Annotated in this window: 22 protein-coding genes, 1 tRNA gene and 1 pseudogene; 20 read left to right on the top strand and 4 right to left on the bottom strand. The window is 40.9% G+C overall.

From position 1 onward, the window contains the following. The first annotated feature begins 4 nt into the window (after positions 1–4). The 11 genes and pseudogenes from tatA to galE all read left to right on the top strand — a co-directional run bounded on the left by tatA (position 5) and on the right by galE (position 8,427). Positions 5–271 carry a twin-arginine translocase TatA/TatE family subunit gene (gene tatA / locus QOL23_RS05880; protein ID WP_283400655.1) on the top strand — a complete coding sequence of 89 codons (267 nt, stop codon included), beginning with the start codon at positions 5–7 and terminating at the stop codon, positions 269–271. A 10-nt stretch (positions 272–281) separates the two neighbouring features. After that, the gene (gene tatC, locus QOL23_RS05875; RefSeq protein ID WP_283400654.1) at positions 282–1,019 is read left to right on the top strand and encodes a twin-arginine translocase subunit TatC; all 738 of its coding nucleotides are present in this window, start codon (positions 282–284) and stop codon (positions 1,017–1,019) included. A gap of 48 nt (positions 1,020–1,067) precedes the next feature. Further along, entirely contained in the window at positions 1,068–2,339 is a 1,272-nt protein-coding gene (gene rho, locus QOL23_RS05870; protein WP_283400653.1) for a transcription termination factor Rho, read from the top strand. Next, positions 2,336–2,947, top strand: a complete 612-nt coding sequence (gmhA, locus tag QOL23_RS05865; RefSeq protein ID WP_283400652.1) for a D-sedoheptulose 7-phosphate isomerase — start codon at positions 2,336–2,338, stop codon at positions 2,945–2,947. Before rho ends, gmhA begins: the two co-directional genes overlap by 4 nt. 90 nt (positions 2,948–3,037) lie before the next feature. Beyond that, positions 3,038–3,832 (top strand): 2-amino-3,7-dideoxy-D-threo-hept-6-ulosonate synthase, encoded by a 795-nt coding sequence (locus tag QOL23_RS05860; protein WP_283400651.1) that lies wholly within the window; start codon positions 3,038–3,040, stop codon positions 3,830–3,832. 9 nt (positions 3,833–3,841) lie between these two features. Continuing rightward, the gene (rfbA, locus tag QOL23_RS05855; RefSeq protein WP_283400650.1) at positions 3,842–4,720 is read left to right on the top strand and encodes a glucose-1-phosphate thymidylyltransferase RfbA; all 879 of its coding nucleotides are present in this window, start codon (positions 3,842–3,844) and stop codon (positions 4,718–4,720) included. Between the two features lies 1 nt (position 4,721). Continuing rightward, positions 4,722–5,294: pseudogene (rfbC, locus tag QOL23_RS05850) on the top strand (dTDP-4-dehydrorhamnose 3,5-epimerase). Then, positions 5,291–6,283, top strand: a complete 993-nt coding sequence (gene rfbB, locus QOL23_RS05845) for a dTDP-glucose 4,6-dehydratase (protein WP_283400648.1) — start codon at positions 5,291–5,293, stop codon at positions 6,281–6,283. Before rfbC ends, rfbB begins: the two are co-directional and overlap by 4 nt. Next, positions 6,280–7,131 (top strand): dTDP-4-dehydrorhamnose reductase, encoded by an 852-nt coding sequence (rfbD, locus tag QOL23_RS05840; RefSeq protein ID WP_283400647.1) that lies wholly within the window; start codon positions 6,280–6,282, stop codon positions 7,129–7,131. The genes rfbB and rfbD overlap by 4 nt, the downstream gene beginning before the upstream one ends. Next, the gene (locus QOL23_RS05835) at positions 7,106–7,456 is read left to right on the top strand and encodes a VanZ family protein (RefSeq protein ID WP_283400646.1); all 351 of its coding nucleotides are present in this window, start codon (positions 7,106–7,108) and stop codon (positions 7,454–7,456) included. The genes rfbD and QOL23_RS05835 overlap by 26 nt, the downstream gene beginning before the upstream one ends. After that, a complete protein-coding gene (galE, locus tag QOL23_RS05830) occupies positions 7,453–8,427 on the top strand; it encodes a UDP-glucose 4-epimerase GalE (protein WP_283400645.1) in 975 nt (324 codons plus the stop codon). Before QOL23_RS05835 ends, galE begins: the two co-directional genes overlap by 4 nt. Here the strand turns inward: galE and QOL23_RS05825 are convergent, their stop codons facing one another. Together QOL23_RS05825 and trkA are read right to left on the bottom strand one after the other, a co-directional pair. Further along, the gene (locus tag QOL23_RS05825) at positions 8,428–9,870 is read right to left on the bottom strand and encodes a TrkH family potassium uptake protein (RefSeq protein ID WP_283400644.1); all 1,443 of its coding nucleotides are present in this window, start codon (positions 9,868–9,870) and stop codon (positions 8,428–8,430) included. Beyond that, the gene (gene trkA, locus QOL23_RS05820) at positions 9,867–11,159 is read right to left on the bottom strand and encodes a Trk system potassium transporter TrkA (RefSeq protein WP_283400643.1); all 1,293 of its coding nucleotides are present in this window, start codon (positions 11,157–11,159) and stop codon (positions 9,867–9,869) included. Before trkA ends, QOL23_RS05825 begins: the two co-directional genes overlap by 4 nt. Positions 11,160–11,228: 69 nt before the next feature. Between trkA and murJ the strand changes: the two genes are divergently transcribed. Genes murJ through tyrS form a run of 8 tightly spaced genes read left to right on the top strand, consistent with a single transcriptional unit; the run spans position 11,229 to position 18,289 of the window. Further along, on the top strand, positions 11,229–12,731 hold the full coding sequence (gene murJ / locus QOL23_RS05815) for a murein biosynthesis integral membrane protein MurJ (protein WP_283400642.1): 1,503 nt from the start codon (positions 11,229–11,231) through the stop codon (positions 12,729–12,731). Then, positions 12,732–13,496: a prolipoprotein diacylglyceryl transferase gene (lgt, locus tag QOL23_RS05810; RefSeq protein ID WP_283400641.1), complete on the top strand. Its 765-nt coding sequence runs from the start codon at positions 12,732–12,734 to the stop codon at positions 13,494–13,496. Further along, complete coding sequence (locus QOL23_RS05805) at positions 13,489–14,406, top strand: branched-chain amino acid transaminase (protein ID WP_283400640.1); 918 nt, start codon at positions 13,489–13,491, stop codon at positions 14,404–14,406. The genes lgt and QOL23_RS05805 overlap by 8 nt, the downstream gene beginning before the upstream one ends. A gap of 2 nt (positions 14,407–14,408) precedes the next feature. Beyond that, positions 14,409–14,702 (top strand): nucleotidyltransferase domain-containing protein, encoded by a 294-nt coding sequence (locus tag QOL23_RS05800; protein ID WP_283400639.1) that lies wholly within the window; start codon positions 14,409–14,411, stop codon positions 14,700–14,702. Next, a complete protein-coding gene (locus tag QOL23_RS05795) occupies positions 14,699–15,160 on the top strand; it encodes a HepT-like ribonuclease domain-containing protein (protein ID WP_283400638.1) in 462 nt (153 codons plus the stop codon). The genes QOL23_RS05800 and QOL23_RS05795 overlap by 4 nt, the downstream gene beginning before the upstream one ends. Beyond that, complete coding sequence (locus QOL23_RS05790; protein WP_283400637.1) at positions 15,157–16,587, top strand: ASKHA domain-containing protein; 1,431 nt, start codon at positions 15,157–15,159, stop codon at positions 16,585–16,587. The genes QOL23_RS05795 and QOL23_RS05790 overlap by 4 nt, the downstream gene beginning before the upstream one ends. Positions 16,588–16,602: 15 nt before the next feature. Then, positions 16,603–17,091 (top strand): N-acetyltransferase, encoded by a 489-nt coding sequence (locus tag QOL23_RS05785; RefSeq protein ID WP_283400636.1) that lies wholly within the window; start codon positions 16,603–16,605, stop codon positions 17,089–17,091. Continuing rightward, complete coding sequence (gene tyrS, locus QOL23_RS05780) at positions 17,069–18,289, top strand: tyrosine--tRNA ligase (protein ID WP_283400635.1); 1,221 nt, start codon at positions 17,069–17,071, stop codon at positions 18,287–18,289. Before QOL23_RS05785 ends, tyrS begins: the two co-directional genes overlap by 23 nt. Before the next feature lies 1 nt (position 18,290). Here tyrS and QOL23_RS05775 read toward each other — a convergent pair. Beyond that, positions 18,291–18,385, bottom strand: a tRNA-Sec gene (locus tag QOL23_RS05775). Positions 18,386–18,402: 17 nt separating this feature from the next. After that, complete coding sequence (locus QOL23_RS05770; protein ID WP_283400634.1) at positions 18,403–19,065, bottom strand: histidinol phosphate phosphatase domain-containing protein; 663 nt, start codon at positions 19,063–19,065, stop codon at positions 18,403–18,405. 32 nt (positions 19,066–19,097) lie between these two features. Between QOL23_RS05770 and QOL23_RS05765 the strand changes: the two genes are divergently transcribed. Further along, positions 19,098–19,742, top strand: coding sequence for an endonuclease III domain-containing protein (locus QOL23_RS05765; protein ID WP_283400633.1), 645 nt, complete (start codon positions 19,098–19,100; stop codon positions 19,740–19,742). Positions 19,743–19,764: the final 22 nt, after the last annotated feature.

The raw sequence follows: 19,764 nt of genomic DNA, 5'->3' as shown, positions 1-19,764 counted from the left end.
AATCATGTTCGGAATAGGAACCCAAGAACTGATAATAATCTTGGTAATCGCCTTGCTTATTTTTGGTCCAAAGAAATTACCTGAGCTTGCTCGCTCAACAGGCAAAGCAATAAATGAGTTTAGAAAAGCCTCTGCTGGTATACTTGATGAAGATGAAAAGGAAACAAAAGAAAAGAAGAAAGAATCTGAGGAAAAGGAAAAAGAAGTTGTAGCTGTCGCTACCCAAAAAGATAAGGAAGAAAATGTAGAAAAAATAAAGGTTAAAGAATAAAAGCGGAACTATGCCAGAAAAGAAAGTTTTAACGCCACAAGACGAACTTCCCGTAACTGAACACATAGAAGAGCTTAGGTATAGGCTTTTTAGAGCTGTAGCAGCAATAATTATTGGGTTTCTAATAGCATGGCCCTTTAAAAAGAAACTGCTTTTGTTCTTAGAAAGACCTTTACCAGAAAACCTCCACGGGAAACTAATATTCCTGTCTCCTCCAGAAGCGTTCTTTACAGCTTTAAAAGTTTCTTTTTTTGCTGGAATATTAATAGCAATGCCTTACGTTTTATATCAATTATGGAAATTTATTGAACCTGGGTTATACGAACATGAAAAGAAATTTATCCTTCCTTTTATGTTCTTCTCGGTTATGTTCTTCTTCGCAGGAGCAGCCTTTGCCTACTTCGTCATTCTACCCTTCGGGCTAAGATTCCTATTAGGATTCATGGGAGACTTACTGACTCCTCAAATTACTGTAGGCAGCTACATATCATTCGTAATTCAGATGATACTGGCTTTCGGTCTTGTCTTCCTTTTGCCTGTAATTGTATGGTTGCTTTCCAAACTGGGAGTAATAAATTACAGGATGCTTGAAAAAAACAGAAAGTTCGCCGTACTGATTATTTTCATAGTTGCTGCTATCCTTACACCTCCAGACGTTTTCTCACAAATAATGATGGCACTACCTTTACTTGCACTTTATGAGTTAAGTATATGGGTAGCAAAAGTGACTGGGAAGAGGGAGCAATAACTCTTTATCCATAAAATCTCACTTTAAACCAATCGGAGGGAATTCTGCATGGCAGAAAATACACTTGAAGGTTTTACAATTGAAGAACTTCAAAAGATGAGCATATTTGACTTGAGGAAGATAGCCAAAGGGCTGGGGATAGACGTAAAATCGGCCAAAAAACAGGACCTAATAAGAAAAATCTTAGAAAAAGATGCAGAAAGAAGGGGTGCGATATTCCGTGTCGGTGTTCTTGAAGTTTTACCTGACGGTTTTGGATTCTTACGTTCACCGGAAAACAACTACCTACCAAGCTCTACAGACATTTACGTTTCTCCAGCCCAGATAAGAAAATTAGGACTACGAACAGGCGATACAATTGCCGGAGAAGTAAGACCACCCAAAGAAAATGAAAAGTACTACGCCTTAGTAAAAGTTCACGCTATAAACTGGGAATCTCCAGAAAAAGCTAAAGAAAGACCCCTTTTTGACCAGCTAACTCCCCTACACCCCACAGAACGTTTCAGGCTTGAACACGACCCTTCAGAATTAGCCACAAGAGTCGTTGACCTTATCACACCAGTAGGAAAAGGACAGAGAGGGCTGGTAGTTGCTCCACCGAGAGCAGGTAAAACGGTACTTCTCCAAAAAATGGCTAATGCGATAAAAACAAACTACCCAGATACCTATCTAATAATCCTGTTAATAGACGAAAGACCGGAAGAAGTTACAGATATGAAAAGGAATACTTTAGCTGACGAAGTGATTAGTTCCACTTTTGATGAACCGCCAGAGCGCCATGCGCAAGTTGCAGAGATAGTAATAGAAAAAGCCAAAAGGTTGGTTGAACATAAAAAGGACGTAGTCATACTGCTGGACTCCCTAACAAGGCTTGCAAGAGCCTACAATACACTCACTCCACCAAGTGGTAAAATACTGTCTGGTGGTATAGATGCTCACGCTTTCCATAAACCTAAAAGGTTTTTCGGAGCCGCAAGAAACATAGAGGAAGGCGGAAGCTTAACAATAATTGCAACAGCGTTGGTTGAAACGGGCAGTAGAATGGATGATGTTATTTTTGAAGAGTTTAAAGGAACAGGAAATATGGAAATAGTTTTAGACAGACAACTTGTGGAAAGACGTATATTCCCTGCTATCAACATCCAGAAATCTGGAACGAGAAAAGAGGAGCTATTACTCTCTGAATGGGAACTCAACAGAGTTTGGATTTTAAGAAGACTCCTAACTTCCATGTCCCCAGTCGAAGCTATGGAATTCCTGCTTGAAAAACTGAGAAAATACAAAACAAACGAAGACTTCTTAAAGGCGATGAACGCATGAAAGAGCTAATTTACTATACGTTTGTTGAAAGCGCCGACCTAAAGAAAGCGTTTATAGAGGAAAATAAGGAAAGGATTTATTCGGTTTTTTTAGAAATAGCAAAACGCGTAAAAGAGGGACACAAAATCCTCCTCTGCGGCAACGGCGGCTCGGCTGCAGACTCTCAGCACATAGCAGCAGAATTGGTAGGCAGATTCTTAATGGAAAGAAAAGCCCTACCTGCCATCGCATTAACTACAGATACCTCCATTTTAACCGCCATTGGCAACGATTACTCATTTGATAAAATATTTGAAAGGCAGGTAGAAGCTTTAGGTGAGGAAGGAGACGTGCTAATAGGCATAAGCACAAGCGGTAACTCAAAAAATGTAATAAATGCCGTTGAAAAAGCCAAAGAAAAAGGTCTCCTCACCATCGGCTTTTTAGGAAAAGACGGGGGAAAATTAGCTGAAATCTGCGACCATTCTTTCATAGTAAAAAGCTTTTCAACGCCAAGAATTCAGGAAGTTCACATAACTTTAGGGCACGTTCTTTGTGATTTTATTGAAAAATTTATCTTTTCCTATAACAACTACTTCCCTCCCTTCGGGGAGGGAGCGCGTCAATAATCTATTTCCATATCTTAAAATTCCCTGCTAAAATCCCCTTTCAAATCACGTTAAATAAGTGTAAAAAATAACTTTTTGGAGGTTATAGCCATGAAAATAGGAAAAGAAATCAGGATGGAAAGAATCATAAACAGAGAAACGGGAAATACAGTAATAATACCGATGGACCACGGCGTTTCAATGGGACCAATCCCGGGAATAATTAACATCAGAGAATCCATAGATAGAGTAGCAAACGGTGGCGCAAACGCAGTAATCATCCATAAAGGGCTTGTAAAACACGGTCACAGAAGAAAAGGTAAAGATGTAGGACTTATCGTTCATCTTTCTGCAAGTACCTCTCTTTCTCCAAAGCCAAACACAAAAGTGATTGTTTGTTCTGTTGAAGAAGCAATAAAAATAGGTGCTGACGGCGTTTCTATCCACGTTAACTTGGGAGACATAAACGAAGACAAAATGCTTGAAGATTTCGGTAAAATCTCTGAGAAGTGCCTTGAGTGGGGTATGCCTCTAATAGCTATGATGTACGCAAGAGGAGAACATATCAAGAATCAGTATGACCCTGAAGTTGTTGCTCATTGTGCAAGAGTAGCAGCAGAATTGGGCGCTGATATCGTCAAAGTTGCATACACCGGCGACCCAGAATCGTTTAGAAAAGTTACAGAAGGATGTCCAATCCCTGTGGTTATTGCCGGTGGACCAAAAATGAGCAACGATATAGAAATTTTAGAAATGGTAGAAGGTGCAATGAAGGCCGGCGCAAAGGGAGTATCCATCGGAAGGAACGCGTTCCAGCATGATAATCCAGAAAAGATAGTAAGAGCCATTGCCGCAATCGTTCACGAAGGAAAAACGGCACAAGAGGCGGCAGAATACTTAAAGTAAGGGGGAACAATGAAAGCCGTTATTATGGCGGGGGGGAGCGGAACGAGGCTCTACCCCGTTACTATAGCCGTCAACAAACATTTTCTCCCCATTTACAACAAACCAATGATTTACTATCCACTTTCGCTCGTTATGCTCCTAAAAATACGTGAAGTGCTATTTATAGTTAATCCGCAGGATTTAGAAAACTTTCAAAAACTCTTCGGTGATGGTTCACACCTTGGAATGTCTATTAGCTACCAAATTCAAGAAAAACCAAGGGGGCTTGCAAAAGGACTCATCTTAGCAGAAGAGTTTCTAAACGGAGATACCGTCTGCTACATGTTAGGTGACAACGTGTTCTTTGGGCACAATCTGATTAAAATAATGGCTGAAGCAAAAACAGAAATTGAAAATAACGGCGGTGCATACGTTTTCGGATACTACGTAAAAGACCCTGAAAGGTTCGGTATAGTAGAGTTTGACGAAGAGGGTAACGTCAAGTCAATAGAGGAAAAACCGAAAAACCCGAAGTCAAACTTTGCCGTTGTAGGAATATACTTCTACGACAGCAAAGCCGTTGAAATAGCGAAAGGAGTTGAACCTTCTAATAGAGGAGAGCTTGAGATTACTTCTGTTAACGAAGAATACCTTAAGGAAGGTAAACTAAAAGTTAAGTTATTAGGCAGAGGATTCGCCTGGTTTGACGCCGGAACTCACGATAGTTTTTTGGAAGCTGGGGAATTCGTGGCAACGATAGAGAAGAAAACAGGACTTATGATTGGATGTATAGAAGAGATAGCTTATAGAAATGGATGGATAAGTAGAGAAGAATTGATTAAACTTGCAAAACCACTCGCAAAAACTAATTACGGCAAGTATCTATTAGAAATTGCAAAAGAAGGATAAAATGCCGCTAAAGTTCAGAGCAACAGGGATTCCGGACCTTTTAATTATTGAACCTATAGTATTCGGAGATGAAAGAGGGTTTTTTCTTGAATTTTATAAACGTTCAGATTTTCTGAAAGCAGGAATAGACGCAGATTTCGTTCAGGATAACCATTCAAGGTCAAAAAAAGGCGTTTTAAGAGGACTTCATTTTCAAGACGAACCAGCTGCTCAGGGTAAATTAGTAAAGTGCATAAAAGGAAAAATCTTTGATGTAGCAGTAGATTTAAGGAAAGGAAGCCCGACATTCAAAAAATGGTTCGGCATAGAGCTTTCTGAAGAAAATAAACTGATGCTATGGATACCCCCTGGGTTTGCTCACAGCTTTTTAACCCTTTCTGAAGAAGCAGAAATAATTTATAAGGTCTCTGGAAACGAGTACTCCCCCGAACATGATAGAAATGTAAGGTGGAATGACCCAGAAATAGATATAAACTGACCCCTACAAACAGAACCCATTCTCTCCGAAAAAGACAGGAACGCTCCTTTACTTAAGGACGTAGAAATTAATTTCACCTACAAGGAGAAACGATGAAAATACTGGTAACGGGCGGAGCCGGATTTATAGGAAGCGAATTTGTAAGACAATCAGTTGAAAGAGGATTAGAGACAGTAGTTGTAGATAAGCTGACCTACGCTGGAGATTTAGAAAGGTTAAAGGAAGTTGAAAAGAAGATAACCTTTTACAAGGCAGATATAGGGAATAGAGAGTTTGTAGAGTGGATTTTTGCGAAAGAAAAGCCCGACGTAGTTGTCCACTGGGCAGCTGAAAGCCATGTTGACAGAAGCATTTTAGATGCCTCTCCTTTCATAGAAACAAACGTTAAAGGTACGCAGATTCTTTTAGACGCTGCCAAAAACAGCGGAGTTTCTCTTTTTATTAACATAGCCACAGACGAAGTTTATGGGGAATTAGGGGAAGAAGGGCAGTTTTTTGAGGATACGCCTTTAAATCCAAATTCCCCCTACTCTGTCAGTAAAGCTGCAGCAGATATGTTAGGCAGGGCTTACTTCAGAACTTATGGACTTCCTGTTATAACGGTAAGACCTTCAAACAACTACGGTTACTGGCAGTATCCAGAAAAGCTCATCCCGGTAGTCATACTAAAAGCTTTAAACGACGAGCCTATCCCCGTTTACGGGACAGGAAAGAACGTTAGAGAGTGGCTTTTTGTCTCCGACTGCGCAGAAGCAGTGTTTGAAACAATGGAGAAAGGGAAACCGGGAGAGATATACAACGTCGGAAGCGGAGAAGAAAAAAGAAATATAGACGTAGTAAAAGCGATACTCTCTTTGTTTAACAAATCAGAAAGTTTAATAACCTTTGTAGAGGACAGACCGGGACACGATTTTAGATACTCATTGAATACAGAAAAGATAGAAAAAGAAATAGGCTGGAAAGCAAAAATAAAGTTTGAAGAGGGAATAGAAAAAACTGTAAAGTGGTATCTTGATAATATGGACTGGGTAAATAGGAAAGTTAAATCGTTAAAAGAATACTGGGAGAAGGTTTATAAGAGATGAAATACCTTATTTTCGGGGCTGGAGGACAGTTAGGACAGGAGTTCCTGAAAAGATTGAAATCGGAAGAGAGCAAAAGAAATAGCGTTTGGGGGTTAAAAAGGGAAGAGTGCGACATATCCGACTTTGACCAGGTAAAAAAGGTTTTTGAAGAATACAAGCCGGACGTTGTAATAAATTGTGCAGCCTACAACGCCGTTGATAAAGCAGAAGAAGATTACGTAACTGCTTTTAAGGTAAATGCTTCCGGAGTAAAAAACTTGGCTTATGCTTGCCGAAAATTTAAATCATTTCTTATCCATTTCAGTACAGACTATGTATTTGACGGAAAAAAGGAAAACGGTCTTTACGTAGAAGAAGACTCACCCTTTCCTTTAAGCGAATACGGTAGGAGCAAATTAACAGGAGAAATTTTTTTGAAAGAAGAAACTGAAAACTTCCTGATTTTTCGCGTAAGCTGGGTTTACGGAAACGGAAAGCAAAACTTTATATATAAGCTTCTATCTTGGGCTAAAACTAATGAGTACCTAAAAGTATCTTATGACGAAATTTCCGTCCCGACCTCAACAAATACCATTGTAAATTACACACTTAAAGCTTTTAAAAGTGGATTAAAAGGACTCTACCACCTTACAAATTCGGGATGTGCCTCCCGCTACGAGTGGGCAAAAAAAATCTTCGAAATAAAAGGCATAAAAAAATTCATCCGGCCAGTTTCCTCAAGTATCTTTTCCCTTCCTGCAAAAAGACCAGAATTCTCTGCAATGAGTAATGAAAAACTATCAAAATTGTTAAACGTAGAAATTCCCACCTGGGAGGAAGAACTTGTTTCTTTCCTTAAAGGAATATGAAAAACTTTCAAAAATAACCTTTATCATCTACTGTATTATAATTCTCTACCTTTCCTTTACTCCAAAAAGCGTAGAAATTGCAAATTCAGACAAACTAAGTCATTTTCTGGCTTTTTCGGTTTACTCATCCCTCTTTTTTGTAGGCTACAGCAAAGACTTTATAAAGACCTTCTTAGCAATTCTCTTGTTTGGAGGATTTATTGAGTTTGTTCAATTTTTCTTACCTTACCGGAGTTGCGACTTATTTGACATAGTAGCAGACTGTACTGGTGGTGTTGCAGGATACATGGCAACGAAATTTTTCCTTAGTAGGAGGCAATTTTGAAAGTTTTAATAACGGGTGGAGCAGGATATATAGGTAGCCACGTAGTTAAACTTCTAAAAGAGAAAAATATTGAAGTCTTAGTTGTAGATAACTTGTCCAAAGGACACAAGGAAGCAGTTTTAGATACCCAATTAGTAGTAGGAGACGTTGGAGATACAGAGTTTATGAAAAGCGTTTTAAATTCGTTCAAGCCCGATGCAGTCATGCATTTTGCTGCCTTTATAGAAGTTGGGGAATCCGTTAAAAATCCCCTCAAATACTACCTCAACAACACCGTTTCAACTCTCAACCTCCTCAAAACTATGATAGAAACAAATGTGAACAGATTTATTTTCTCCTCAACAGCAGCAGTTTACGGAATACCAGAAAATATTCCAATAAAAGAATCGGAACCTATTAATCCGATAAATCCGTACGGTTCTTCAAAAGCGGTAGTTGAAAGAATGTTAAAAGAGTTCAGTCAAGCCTACGGCTTAAAATACGTTTCACTCCGCTACTTCAACGCAGCCGGCGCCGACGAATCGGGACTTATAGGAGAAAGCCACAATCCGGAAACACACCTCATCCCGCTCATCTTAAAAACGGCAAAAGGAGAAAGAGAGTCTATAAAGATATTTGGAACCGATTATCCAACGCCAGACGGAACGTGCATAAGAGACTACATTCACGTTACAGATTTAGCAGAAGCTCATTACCTTTCACTGCAATACTTGATGGATGGCGCCGAAAGCAACGTTTTTAACTGCGGATATGGTCACGGATACTCGGTAAAAGAGGTAATAGATGCATGTAAGAAAGTTACCGGTATTGACTTTAAGGTTGAAGAAACGGAGAGACGCCCTGGCGACCCTCCTATATTAGTGGCAGATGCAGAAAAGATAAAGAAAACTCTAAACTGGAAGCCTAAATACGATGACCTTAATTACATAGTTCGCACCGCCTGGAACTGGGAACTTAACAAAAGGTATTAGTTACTTTTCCCAGAAAAACGGCAGGAAAATCGTCATAACGGTAAGAACTTCCAGTCTTCCCAATATCATTTCTACAGATAGTAGAAACTTATCAAACCACGGGAAGAAACTAAAATTGCCGGCAGGACCAACTTTTGCAAGCCCAGGACCTAAACTTGTTATACATGCAATAGAAGCAGAAAAGGAAGTAACCAAGTCGTAGCCGGACAGAGTGATAATAAAGCCAAACATAACAGTTAACATAAAGTAAATGGAAATAAACGCCCATATGGTGTTTATTATCGTAAAATCAAGACTTTTGTCTCCCAACGTAATCTTATATACAAGCCGCGGATGTGCCGTCTTCTTCAATTCCTGATAAATAGTTTTTAACATAACCAAAAACCTGAACTGCTTTATACCTCCTGCAGTTGAACCTGCACAAGCACCTATAAGAGAAAGAATCATTATCAAAGCTAAAATTGCCGGGGGCCAGTTGGTGTAATCTGTAGAAGAGAAACCTGTTGTGGAAACAGCTGTTGCTATCTGGAAAAAGGCATACCTAAAAGCTGTGACAGGATTGTGGTAAACGTGGTCAAGCAAAAGAATTACCGTTGAGAAAATAGTAGCGAACACAGTTATCGTCAGCAGTGATTTGACTTCGTAATAACCAAAAAATTCTTTAAAACTCCTCTTCCTGAACGCTCTATAATAGAGAGAAAGGTTTGTAGCCCCTAAAAGCATAAAAACAGCTATTATCATCTCAACAGCAAAGGAATGAAAAGCTCCAACGCTTGCATTCTTAGTAGAAAATCCCCCCGTCGCCACCGTCGCAAACGTATGGTTCACCGCCTCATACAAAGACATCCCTGCAAGCTTTAGTAGTGCTATTTCACTCAACGTCAACGCTAAATAAACGACCAAAATTGCCCTTGCAACTTCCTTAACTCTCGGCAGAACTTTCTCTTCCATAGCTTTAGAAGCCTCAAACCTCATAAGCTGCGCACCACCTGCCCCAATCGCAGGAAGGAGAGAAAGGGAAAAGACGACAAAACCGATTCCACCTATCCAGTGCGTTGTAGAACGCCACAACAAAACGCTTTTGGGCAACGCTTCAACGTTAGTAAGGATTGAAGCCCCCGTAGTTGTAAACCCTGAAACCGACTCAAAGTAGGCATCAAAAGGGTTAGGTATAGCACCTGTTTTCACGTAAAAAAATGCGGACAAAGCCGGGAAAAGGAACCATACAAGAACTACCGTAAGAATAGCTTCTTTTATATCAGGCTCTTCATTTTCAAACTGAATTCCCACCAAAAAGATAGAAAAGGAAAGAATAATCGGATAGAGGTAATCCATGAATAATCCATCTCTTTCCCACAGAGAATAAAAAGCTGGCAACAGAAAGGAAAGGGAAAGCAAAAATAGAAGGAAAGACACGTTCCTAAATATCACCTTAAAATTCATCCTCTTTTCTCCACGCAGATTATTGTATCCCCGCTGTGCAAGACGGTATTACCTTTCACAATCTCCGCTTCATTCCCCCTTTTCACAGCTACAACTAAACCGCACAAGTCTTTTCCTACTTCAGAAACCCTTTTCCCGTCAATTTCCTCAGGAACGATGGTTTCTATAACGTCAAGGTCTTCAGAAATCTCAAGAAGTTCTAAGATACTTTTAGAACTCAACCGGCTATAAACCTTGGAAGCTAAAAGTTTTCTAGGGGCAAGAGGAACGTCAATTCCAATAGATTCAATAAGCTTTTCATACTCAGGGTGCATTATAAGGGAAGATGCTTTTTTGCATCCAAGCCTTTTAGAAAGAATACAGGTAAGGATGTTGGTCTCCTCATCTTCCGTCATCGCAACGCAGAGGTCGGCATCTCCAATATTTTCCTGCTTTAAAAGTTCCATATCGGTAAGCTCCCCGTGGAAAACGGAAATGTTCGGAAACTCGCCCGAAATTCTCTCACACACCTCTCTGTCGGGAGATATAAACTTAACGCGCAAACTGCTGAAATCTGAAAGTTTTGAGAGAAGCTCTTCCGTAAACCTGGAAAAACCGAAAACGAACACCAGCTTAACAGGTTCGTAGGATATTCCTAAATTAGTGAACAACTTTTCTACGTCTTCCTCTTTAACTGCAACGTAAATTTTATCTCCAGGGTATATATAGTTATCCCCTTTGGGAATTATAGTTTTCCCCTCTCTCTCTATAGCAACAATCGTGAAGTCTATCTTCTCTCTAACATCTCTTAACTCTGCTATCTGTTTACCGCATATGCTGTCCTCTACTTTCACGCTGTAGGCAACTATAACAATTCCTTCTTTTTCCAACTTCACAACGCTTTTGGCGAAAGGAAATTTAATCTGGTATATAACGTTTTGAACAGTTTCAGACAGTATATTGACAGTATCGCAACCCAAAAGTTCCCTTACAGGCGGAGAAGAAAAGGCTTTATTGCTAACTCTTACTATTATTTTGTCTTTTTTGAACAAAGCCCTCAGCAGCGTGGCTATCGCTATATTCTTCTCATCGCTCTCTGTCACCACAACAAAAAGGTCAAAATCTTCCACTTCCTTCAAACAGTTAACGTTCAAAGCATTACAGTTCACAGCTAAAACGTCGTAGTTGTAGGAAATCTGCTCAAGCTTGGAAGAATCAACGTCAACAATAGCAATTTCGTGGTTCTCTTTGGAAAGCTTCTTCGCCAGGTAGCTTCCCACCACGCCGGCACCGATTATGCAAACTTTCATTTACCACCTCAAAAAATTTTGGTAGATTTTAACTCTTTTGAGAGACAAAGGTAAAAATGGAGAACTTGGATGTCAAAGGGGATTTTTCGCTCCTCCCTCGTAGTTTCTGTTTCCATATTCGCAAGTAGAGTGTTCGGTCTCTTAAGGGACGTAATCATCGCCTCATCGTTCGGTGCTTCCTCTACAACAGATGCGTTTTTCGTTGCGTTTAGGATTCCCAACCTATTAAGGAGAATATTTGCAGAAGGCGCTTTCAGTTCAGCGTTCACTCCGGCTTTTGCCAAAAAGCTGAAAGTTTCAAAAGAGGAAGCACTGAAGTTTGCAGGAGAGTTTTTAACGGTTCTGCTCGTTTCTCTGAGTTTAACTGTTTTGATAGGAGAATTGGCAGCTCCCTACGTGATAAAGGTAGTTGCTCCAGGATTAAAAGGAACAAGCTATTCAGAGGCAATAAAACTGCTGAGAGAGATGTTTCCTTACATTTTGATGGTCAGTCTGGTTGCCTTCTACGGCGGAATCCTGAACGGATTTGAACATTTTTTTGCGCCTGCATTCTCAACAGTTCTGTTTAACTTAGCAATAATCCTTTCTACTCTTCTACTCTCAGAAAAATTGGGAGTAGAAGCACTCGCTATCGGTGTGGTGGCAGGGGGAATCCTACAACTAATTCTCCAGCTAATATTCTTAAAAAGACTAAAAGCGATACCGCGCCCCATACTTTCACTGTCTGAAGACGTGAAAAAGACACTAAAAAACGTGATACCCGGCATTTTCGGCTTTGCCGTAAGACAGGTTTCCATGCTCATAGATACCGTTTTGGCGTCGTTTTTAAAGGCTGGAGCAATCTCCTACCTTTACTACGCCAACAGGTTCGTTCAGCTACCCTTAGGAATGTTCGCTATAGGGCTCTCTCAGGTTCTTCTGCCAAGACTTTCCAAAAAAGTAGGAGAGAAAGGATTTAATAGAGACTTAAAGGCAGGACTCACCTTCTGTTCGGCAATCGTTGTTCCCGCTTCCGTAGGACTAATCTTTTTCGGGAAAGCCATAATAGACCTGATTTTCAACCACGGCGCGTTCTCGGAAGAAGCGCTCAACGAAACCTATAAAGTTCTTATAGGCTATTCTTTAGGTTTGTTTTTCTTTTCTGCCGAAAAAATCCTCACCAACGCCTTCTACTCCTTAGACGAATACAAACTCCCCGTTAAAATCTCAGCCTACACCCTTCTGTTCAACCTGTTTATAAACCTGATTCTATGCTTCGGATTCCACTTAGGCGTAATGGGATTGGCGATAGGAACCTCACTGACTTCTGCGCTCAACGTCTTTGCGCTCCTTTCTAAGTTCAACCACTACGACGAAAGGAAAGATTTCTGGAAACTCCCGATAAAATACACAGTCCTCTCCTTACCGATAGTGATTACATCACTTGTAGGAAACCAGCTTTACTTCAAGCTCAACAGCTTTTTGGCTCACGTATTAACAGTAACGGCAGTAATTACTATCTCTGCTTCTCTTTATTTTGCTATTCTTCTCCTTACAAAAGACAGAGTAATATCTCTCATTTCGGAGGAATAGATGCATCCAATCCTGTTCAAGATAGGTCCTATCACGATTTACACCTACGGCGTAATGGTTGCTTTAGGTATCTTTTTCGGTTCTTTGGCTTTGATGAAGTTAGCCGAAAAGGAAGGACTAAACACAAAAGACATAGCCGATACGGCTTTCTGGAGTGTAATAGCCGGAATGATTGGCGCGAGGCTCTTCTTTTTCCTCTACAATCCAGAATATTTAAACCCTTGGTATAGAATCTTTTTCTTCTGGCAGGGAGGACTTGTCTGGTACGGCGGCGTAATATTCGGCGCAATAACGGCGATATATTTTATAAGGAAGAGGAAAATCCCCGTATGGAAATTCGCAGACATTACTTCAATTGCCCTTTCCATAGGTTTGGGGTTTGGAAGAATCGGCTGCACGATGGCAGGATGCTGCTACGGTAAAGTCTGTCACGCTCCGTTTGCAATTGTATTCCACAATCCCCATTCTGCTGCACCCTTAAACGTCCCCCTCTATCCAACTCAGCCCATATCTTCGCTGGCAAACTTCCTCATAGCCGGAATTCTCTACCTGCTCTACAAAAGGAGAAAGGCTACAGGCGAAATTTTCGGCTTTTACCTTATCCTTTACGGCATTTTCCGCTTCCTCATTGAGTTCTGGAGAGCAACGCCAAAAGACATTTTAGGCACTTTCAGCAACAATCAGGTGATAAGTATAATAATGGTTGCAGTAGGAATAGCAATTGTTATTTACAGGAGAAAAAACGCGGAGGCATTAAATGGATAAGAGATACGCTTACTTTGAAGGAAAGTTCGTTCCAATTGAAGAAGCAAACATAAACATTCAGACAAATTCCTTCCACTACGGAACAGCAGTATTTGAAGGTATAAGGGCATACTGGAACGAAGAAAAACAGCAACTTTTCGGACTTTTTCTAAAAGAACACTACGAAAGAATGCTGAGAAACTGCAAAATCCTCAACCTCAACGTCACGCTATCAGCAGAAGAGTTAACAGAAATAACCGTTGAACTCTTAAGGAAGTGCCAGCACAGAGAAGACACCTACATAAGACCCATAGCCTACTTTGCCGACCTCAAAATTTCCCCGAAGTTAGTAGGATACAGAACGGAAGTTGCAATATATACCCTGCCCTTAGGTGATTACCTTGACCTTTCAAAAGGTTTAAAGGCTAAAACGTCCTCCTGGCACAGAATAAACGACACTATGATACCGGCACGCTGCAAGGTAGCCGGCGCTTACGTTAACAGCGCCTTTGCAAAAACAGAAGCGCTTATGAACGGATACGATGAAGCGATAATGCTAAACCCGGATGGAACGGTAGCAGAAGGAAGCGGGGAAAACCTATTTATAGTAAAAAACGGCAAACTCATAACGCCCCCGCCGTCAAGCAACATACTTGAAGGTATTACAAGAAACGCTGTAATAGAAATCGCAAAAGAGGAATTAGGCATAGAAGTTGAAGAGCGCCCGATTCTAAGAAGCGAAATCTACGTAGCAGATGAAGCGTTCTTCACAGGAACTGCTGCTCAGGTGGCACCAATTGTTCAGGTTGACCACGTAACTATAGGAAACGGCGAAATCGGAAAAGTAACGAAACAACTGCAGGAAACTTACTTCTCCATCGTTAAAGGGGAAAACGAAAAGTATTCACACTGGCTAACGCCGGTTTACTAAAAATGAGGCTTAGCAAGGAAGAGATTAAAGCTATAAAGGAAACAGCGGTGGAAGTGTTTGGGGAGGGGGTGGAGGTGTGGATTTTTGGTTCTCGCGTTGACGATTCAAAGAAAGGCGGAGATATAGACATTTATGTAGAAACCGATAACTATCAAAACGTTGTTGAAAAGAAAATAAAGTTTTTAGTAAAACTAAAAGATGCCATCGGAGACCAGAAGATAGATGTAGTAATTAAAAGGAAAGACTGCCAGGAATTCATATGCAGAGAAGCAAAGAGTAAAGGAGTAAAAATTTGAAAGACCTTAAAGTAGTTTTCAATGAACTGGAAAAACATAGAGAACGTCTCGTTTACTCCAAGAAGAAAATAGAAAGCTGGAACAGAATAGACGAAAAAATTCTCCAGAATCCCGAAAAAGTAGAAACGATAGACTCATTTATCTTCCGATTCTCCAAACTGCAGGACTCTATGGGAGAAAAACTCTTCCCACTAACGCTTGAATTTTTAGGCGAAGAAGTCAGAAACAAACCGTTTATAGACATTTTAAACAGACTTGAAAGGCTTGAACTCATTGAATCAGCACAAAAGTGGAAAGAATTAAGAGAACTGAGGAACATTCTAACCCATACTTACCCCTGGGAAACCGAAATAATCATAGACACAGTCAAAATTGCTCTCAAAAAATCAGAAGAGCTGGTAAGAACACTTGATAAATTCAAAGATTTCCTCAAAGCAAGAGGACTGGAAATAAAATGAAAATCCACGTCTCCATCCCCCCCGACAAAACCCTCTACCGCGTCCTGAGAGAAAAAGGACTGATAAAATCCGCCTACTGCGGCGGAAGGGGAATCTGCGGCAAATGCACTGTAAAAATAAGCGGCAAAGACGTCATCTCCTGCCTGTTCTGGGGACCTTTTGAAGGTGAAGTAGAAATAGCCGAAGAAAACCTCATATACACTGGTGAACCTCTACCAGACATCCTTCCATCGTCAGAAACAGGCATAGGCGTTGCCCTTGACGTAGGAACAACAGGAATAGAAACCGCTGCTTTTGATTTAAACACAGGAAAGTTCATAAAAAGACTTAAAACTCTCAACCTGCAATCTGTCTTCGGTGCAGACATCGTAACCAGAGTAGAACAGGGAGCCAAAGGTTTCTACAGTAAAGAGAGAGAACTCCTTCTCAAATCTATCAAACTGATTCTCAAAGAATTCAACACTAAAATTTCCAAAGTTATCGCCGTATCAAACCCGGTAATCCATCACTTTCTTTTGAACCTGCCGGTAAAAAGCTTTGAAGCGCATCCCTTTTCTCCTATAGTCTCAGATACAGTAATTAAGACAGGAAAAGAATTAGGCGTAGAAGGTTTTGAAAACACAACGTTCATATTTCCTCCTCTAATAGGCGGATTCGTCGGCTCAGACTTCCTATCAAACGTTTTAGCCATAAAGAAAGAAGGAATAGACTCTTTCCTCATAGCAGACTTAGGAACGAACGCAGAGATGGGACTCATAACAGAAGATACCTTCTTAGCTTCCTCTGTCCCCGCAGGACCAGCCTTTGAAGGAGTAGGACTTTTTTCCGGAATGAGAGCAGTTGAAGGAGCAATCTACAAAGTTTTCTTTGATGGCAGAAGCTTTAGGTTTCTGACCATAGGAAACAAAAAACCTGCAGGTTTATGTGCAAGCGCTTACTTTGACCTTATACACCTGCTAAAAAGCTTTAAAGTTCTCAACAGAGAAGGAACTTTTACAGATAACCTACCTCCGCTGATAAACAACTATATTGAAACCATAGAAGGTGAAAAAGCCTTTGTTCTTTACAAAGATGAAGATTCGTTAATTGCTTTAACCCAATCAGATGTAAGAAAATTCCTTTTAGCAAAAGGAGCTATTTATGGAGGGCTTTACGCCCTGACAAACGGTAGAAAAATACCGGATTACCTTTTCTTCAGCGGTGATTTTGGAAGTCATCTTGACTCAAGAAGCATCAAAGGTCTAAAGGTTATACCTGAAAACCTACCCGTCCCAATCCCAAAAGGTAACCTTGCACTTAAAGGCGCCTCACTCTTACTAACAGGAAACTTAGAAGAAGCAGAAAAAATCAAAGAAAAAGCGACCGTTTTAGATTTGGCTACAGACAAAGCGTTTGAAAAAGGATATATTGAAGGACTGGAAATTTAACAGAGAGGCAGCAAATTGAGAAACGTAAGAAAAGCCCTCATATCCGATGCAGAAAAAATCCAGTATCTCATTAACGAATACGCCAAACAGGGATTGATGCTCCCCCGCTCAATCAACAGTATCTACGAAAACATAAGGGATTTCTGGGTCTGCGAAGAAAACGGCGAAGTTGTTGGAACGTGTGCTCTAACGATATTCTGGAGCGACCTCGCAGAAATACGCTCGTTAGCCGTCGCACCAGAACACGTCAGGAAAGGCATCGGAACGCTGCTGGTAAAAAAATCTCTTGAGGAAGCAAAGGAATTAGGAATAGAACGCGTTTTCACGCTCACATATCAGGTTGAATTCTTCAAGAAGTTAGGTTTTAAAGAAATAGACAAAAATTCCCTCCCCCACAAAATATGGCGCGACTGCATAAACTGTGTAAAATTCCCCAACTGTGATGAAACCGCAATGGAAATAACGCTATCAGGAGAAGGAAATGACACCGGAAAAACAGCTTGAAATCATTAAGAGAGGAACAGCAGAGATAATAGGCGAAGAACAGCTCTTAGAAAAACTCAAAAAAGGAAAAAAATTGATAGTAAAAGCAGGCTTTGACCCAACAGCTCCAGACCTCCACTTAGGACATACAGTTCTTCTCTGGAAACTCAGAGACTTTCAGGAATTAGGACACGAAGTTTACTTCCTTATAGGCGATTTCACAGCGATGATAGGAGACCCTACAGGAAAATCCGAAACAAGACCACCTCTAACAAGAGAAGAAGTCCTCAAAAACGCCGAAACATACGCCAAGCAGGTATTTAAAATACTTGACCCGGAAAAAACCGTTGTCGTTTTTAACAGCGAGTGGTTAGGAGAAATGTCTGCAGCTGACCTCATAAAGTTAGCTTCCAAATACACCGTTGCGAGAATGCTTGAAAGAGACGACTTTGCCAAAAGGTTCAAAGAACAGCGTCCCATACACATCCACGAATTTATCTACCCACTACTTCAGGGATACGACTCGGTAGTTCTAAAAGCAGATGTGGAGCTGGGCGGAACAGACCAGAAGTTCAACCTACTCATAGGAAGGCACCTCCAGAGAGAGCACGGGCAGGAAGAACAAACCTGCATAATGATGCCGATTCTTGAAGGATTGGACGGCGTTCAGAAGATGAGTAAATCTTTAGGTAATTACATAGGCATTTTAGAACCACCCGAAGAACAGTTCGGCAAAGTGATGAGAATCTCAGACGAACTTATGTGGCGCTACTACAAGTTAGTTACGAGAGTGCCCGAGGAAGAGATAGAAAAGATGAAAAAAGCAGTGGAAGATGGCACACTTCATCCGATGGAAGCAAAGAAGCGCCTTGCCGAAACGATAGTAAAAACGTTCCACGGAGAAGAAGCTGCGAAAAAAGCAAGAGAACACTTTGAAAAAGTATTTTCCAAAAGAGAAATTCCAGAAAACGTTCCAGAACCAGCAATAACGATACCGGAAAACCCGATATGGCTTCCAAGACTCCTAAAAGAAGCTGGACTTGTCAAGTCAACTTCAGAAGGCAGAAGACAGATAAAGGGTGGAGGCGTAAGAGTAAACGGTGAGAAAGTAACGGACGATACAGTAAAAATTGACGTCCTCAAAGAAGAATTAATCCTCCAGGTAGGAAAGAGACGTTTTGCCAGGATAAAACCGGAAAACGTTAAAGTAGAACAATAAGTGGCGGAGGCGGATGGGAATCGAACCCACCATCCCGCTCTTAGCGGGACCACCGGATTTGAAGTCCGGGAGGGACACCAGCCCCCGTCCGCCTCCAAAAGACAGAAGAAAATTTAGAACATCATTCTTTCTTTCGCAAGTTTTACAAGACATTCGCTATTAATGAAGCATTCTTCCACTTCCTCCACCGTTAACCCTGCACCTCTACCTACAACTGCCGCAAAATCCCTTGAAATTAAATCCCCAGGTGCGTGAGCATCGGTATTTATCACAAACTTGGCACCAAGTTCCCTACCAACCCTCACAACGTGACCGTTGGTTACGTTATGTCCCTTCCTCGCGGTAATTTCCAAATAAACGCCGTTCTCCACAGCCAACCTTACATCCTCTTCTGTTATTAAACCAGGATGTGCAAGAATATCTGCACCTCCCTCTATAGCAGCCCTGTTAGTTCCCGGTGCTACAGGTTCAACTACCGTTTCACCGTGAACAACAACAATAGCCGCTCCCATATCTTTACACTTTAAAATCAGCTCAGGAATTTTTTTAGGCGGAACGTGAGTAATTTCCACTCCAGGTATAACAAACAAAGAAGTTTCCTCGTTCAATATTTCAACCGTTTTCCATAAGTTTTCCAGGACAAACTCGTAGTTTGAAAAATCAACGTGGTCTGTTATGGCAACAGCCCTGTAACCTATATTCTCAGCTCTCCTAACAAGCTCACTGGGAATTAAAACTCCATCGCTAAAAACGGTGTGTGTATGCAAATCTATCATCTCAATTTCTCCTGTTATAGAATTTCACCGCAATGGTATGGAAAGTTTACCAGAAACTACTGTCAACTTACGGAAAACAAAACTGGTGGCCCGCAGAAACGCCCTTTGAAGTCTGCGTGGGTGCAGTACTCACTCAAAATACAAATTGGCAGAACGTAGAAAAAGCAATAGAAAACTTGAAAAGCCATAACCTTCTCTTTCCAGAAAAAATCCTCTCCACCCCCCTCCCTCTCCTCCAATCACTCATCAAACCTGCAGGTTTCTACAAACAAAAAGCCAACTACCTCAAAAACCTAAGCCTATTTATCGTAGAAAACGGTGGACTTGAAACTTTGAAAAAAGAAAACCTTCAAACCATCAGGAAAAAACTCCTAAAAGTAAAAGGCATCGGCAGGGAAACCGCCGATTCAATACTCCTATACGCCCTTAATAAAAAAATCTTCGTAATTGACGCCTACGCCAAAAGACTCTTTTACCGCCTCGGAATAACCCAAAAAGAAAACGAACCTTACGAAAACCTGCGCACTCTGGTAGAAACAGAATTCAACCGCCACAACGCTTCCATAGAAGACTATAAAGAGTTCCACGCTCTCATCGTAAAACACTGCAAAGAAATCTGCAGAAAAACGCCCGACTGCAAAATTTGCAATTTAAAAACTTCCTGTATGTTAAAATAATAGGCAATATCCGTTAATTAGG

This window comes from Desulfurobacterium pacificum (assembly GCF_900182835.1).
Classification (GTDB): domain Bacteria; phylum Aquificota; class Aquificia; order Desulfurobacteriales; family Desulfurobacteriaceae; genus Desulfurobacterium_B; species Desulfurobacterium_B pacificum.
This window is presented reverse-complemented; position numbering and strand designations above follow the sequence as displayed.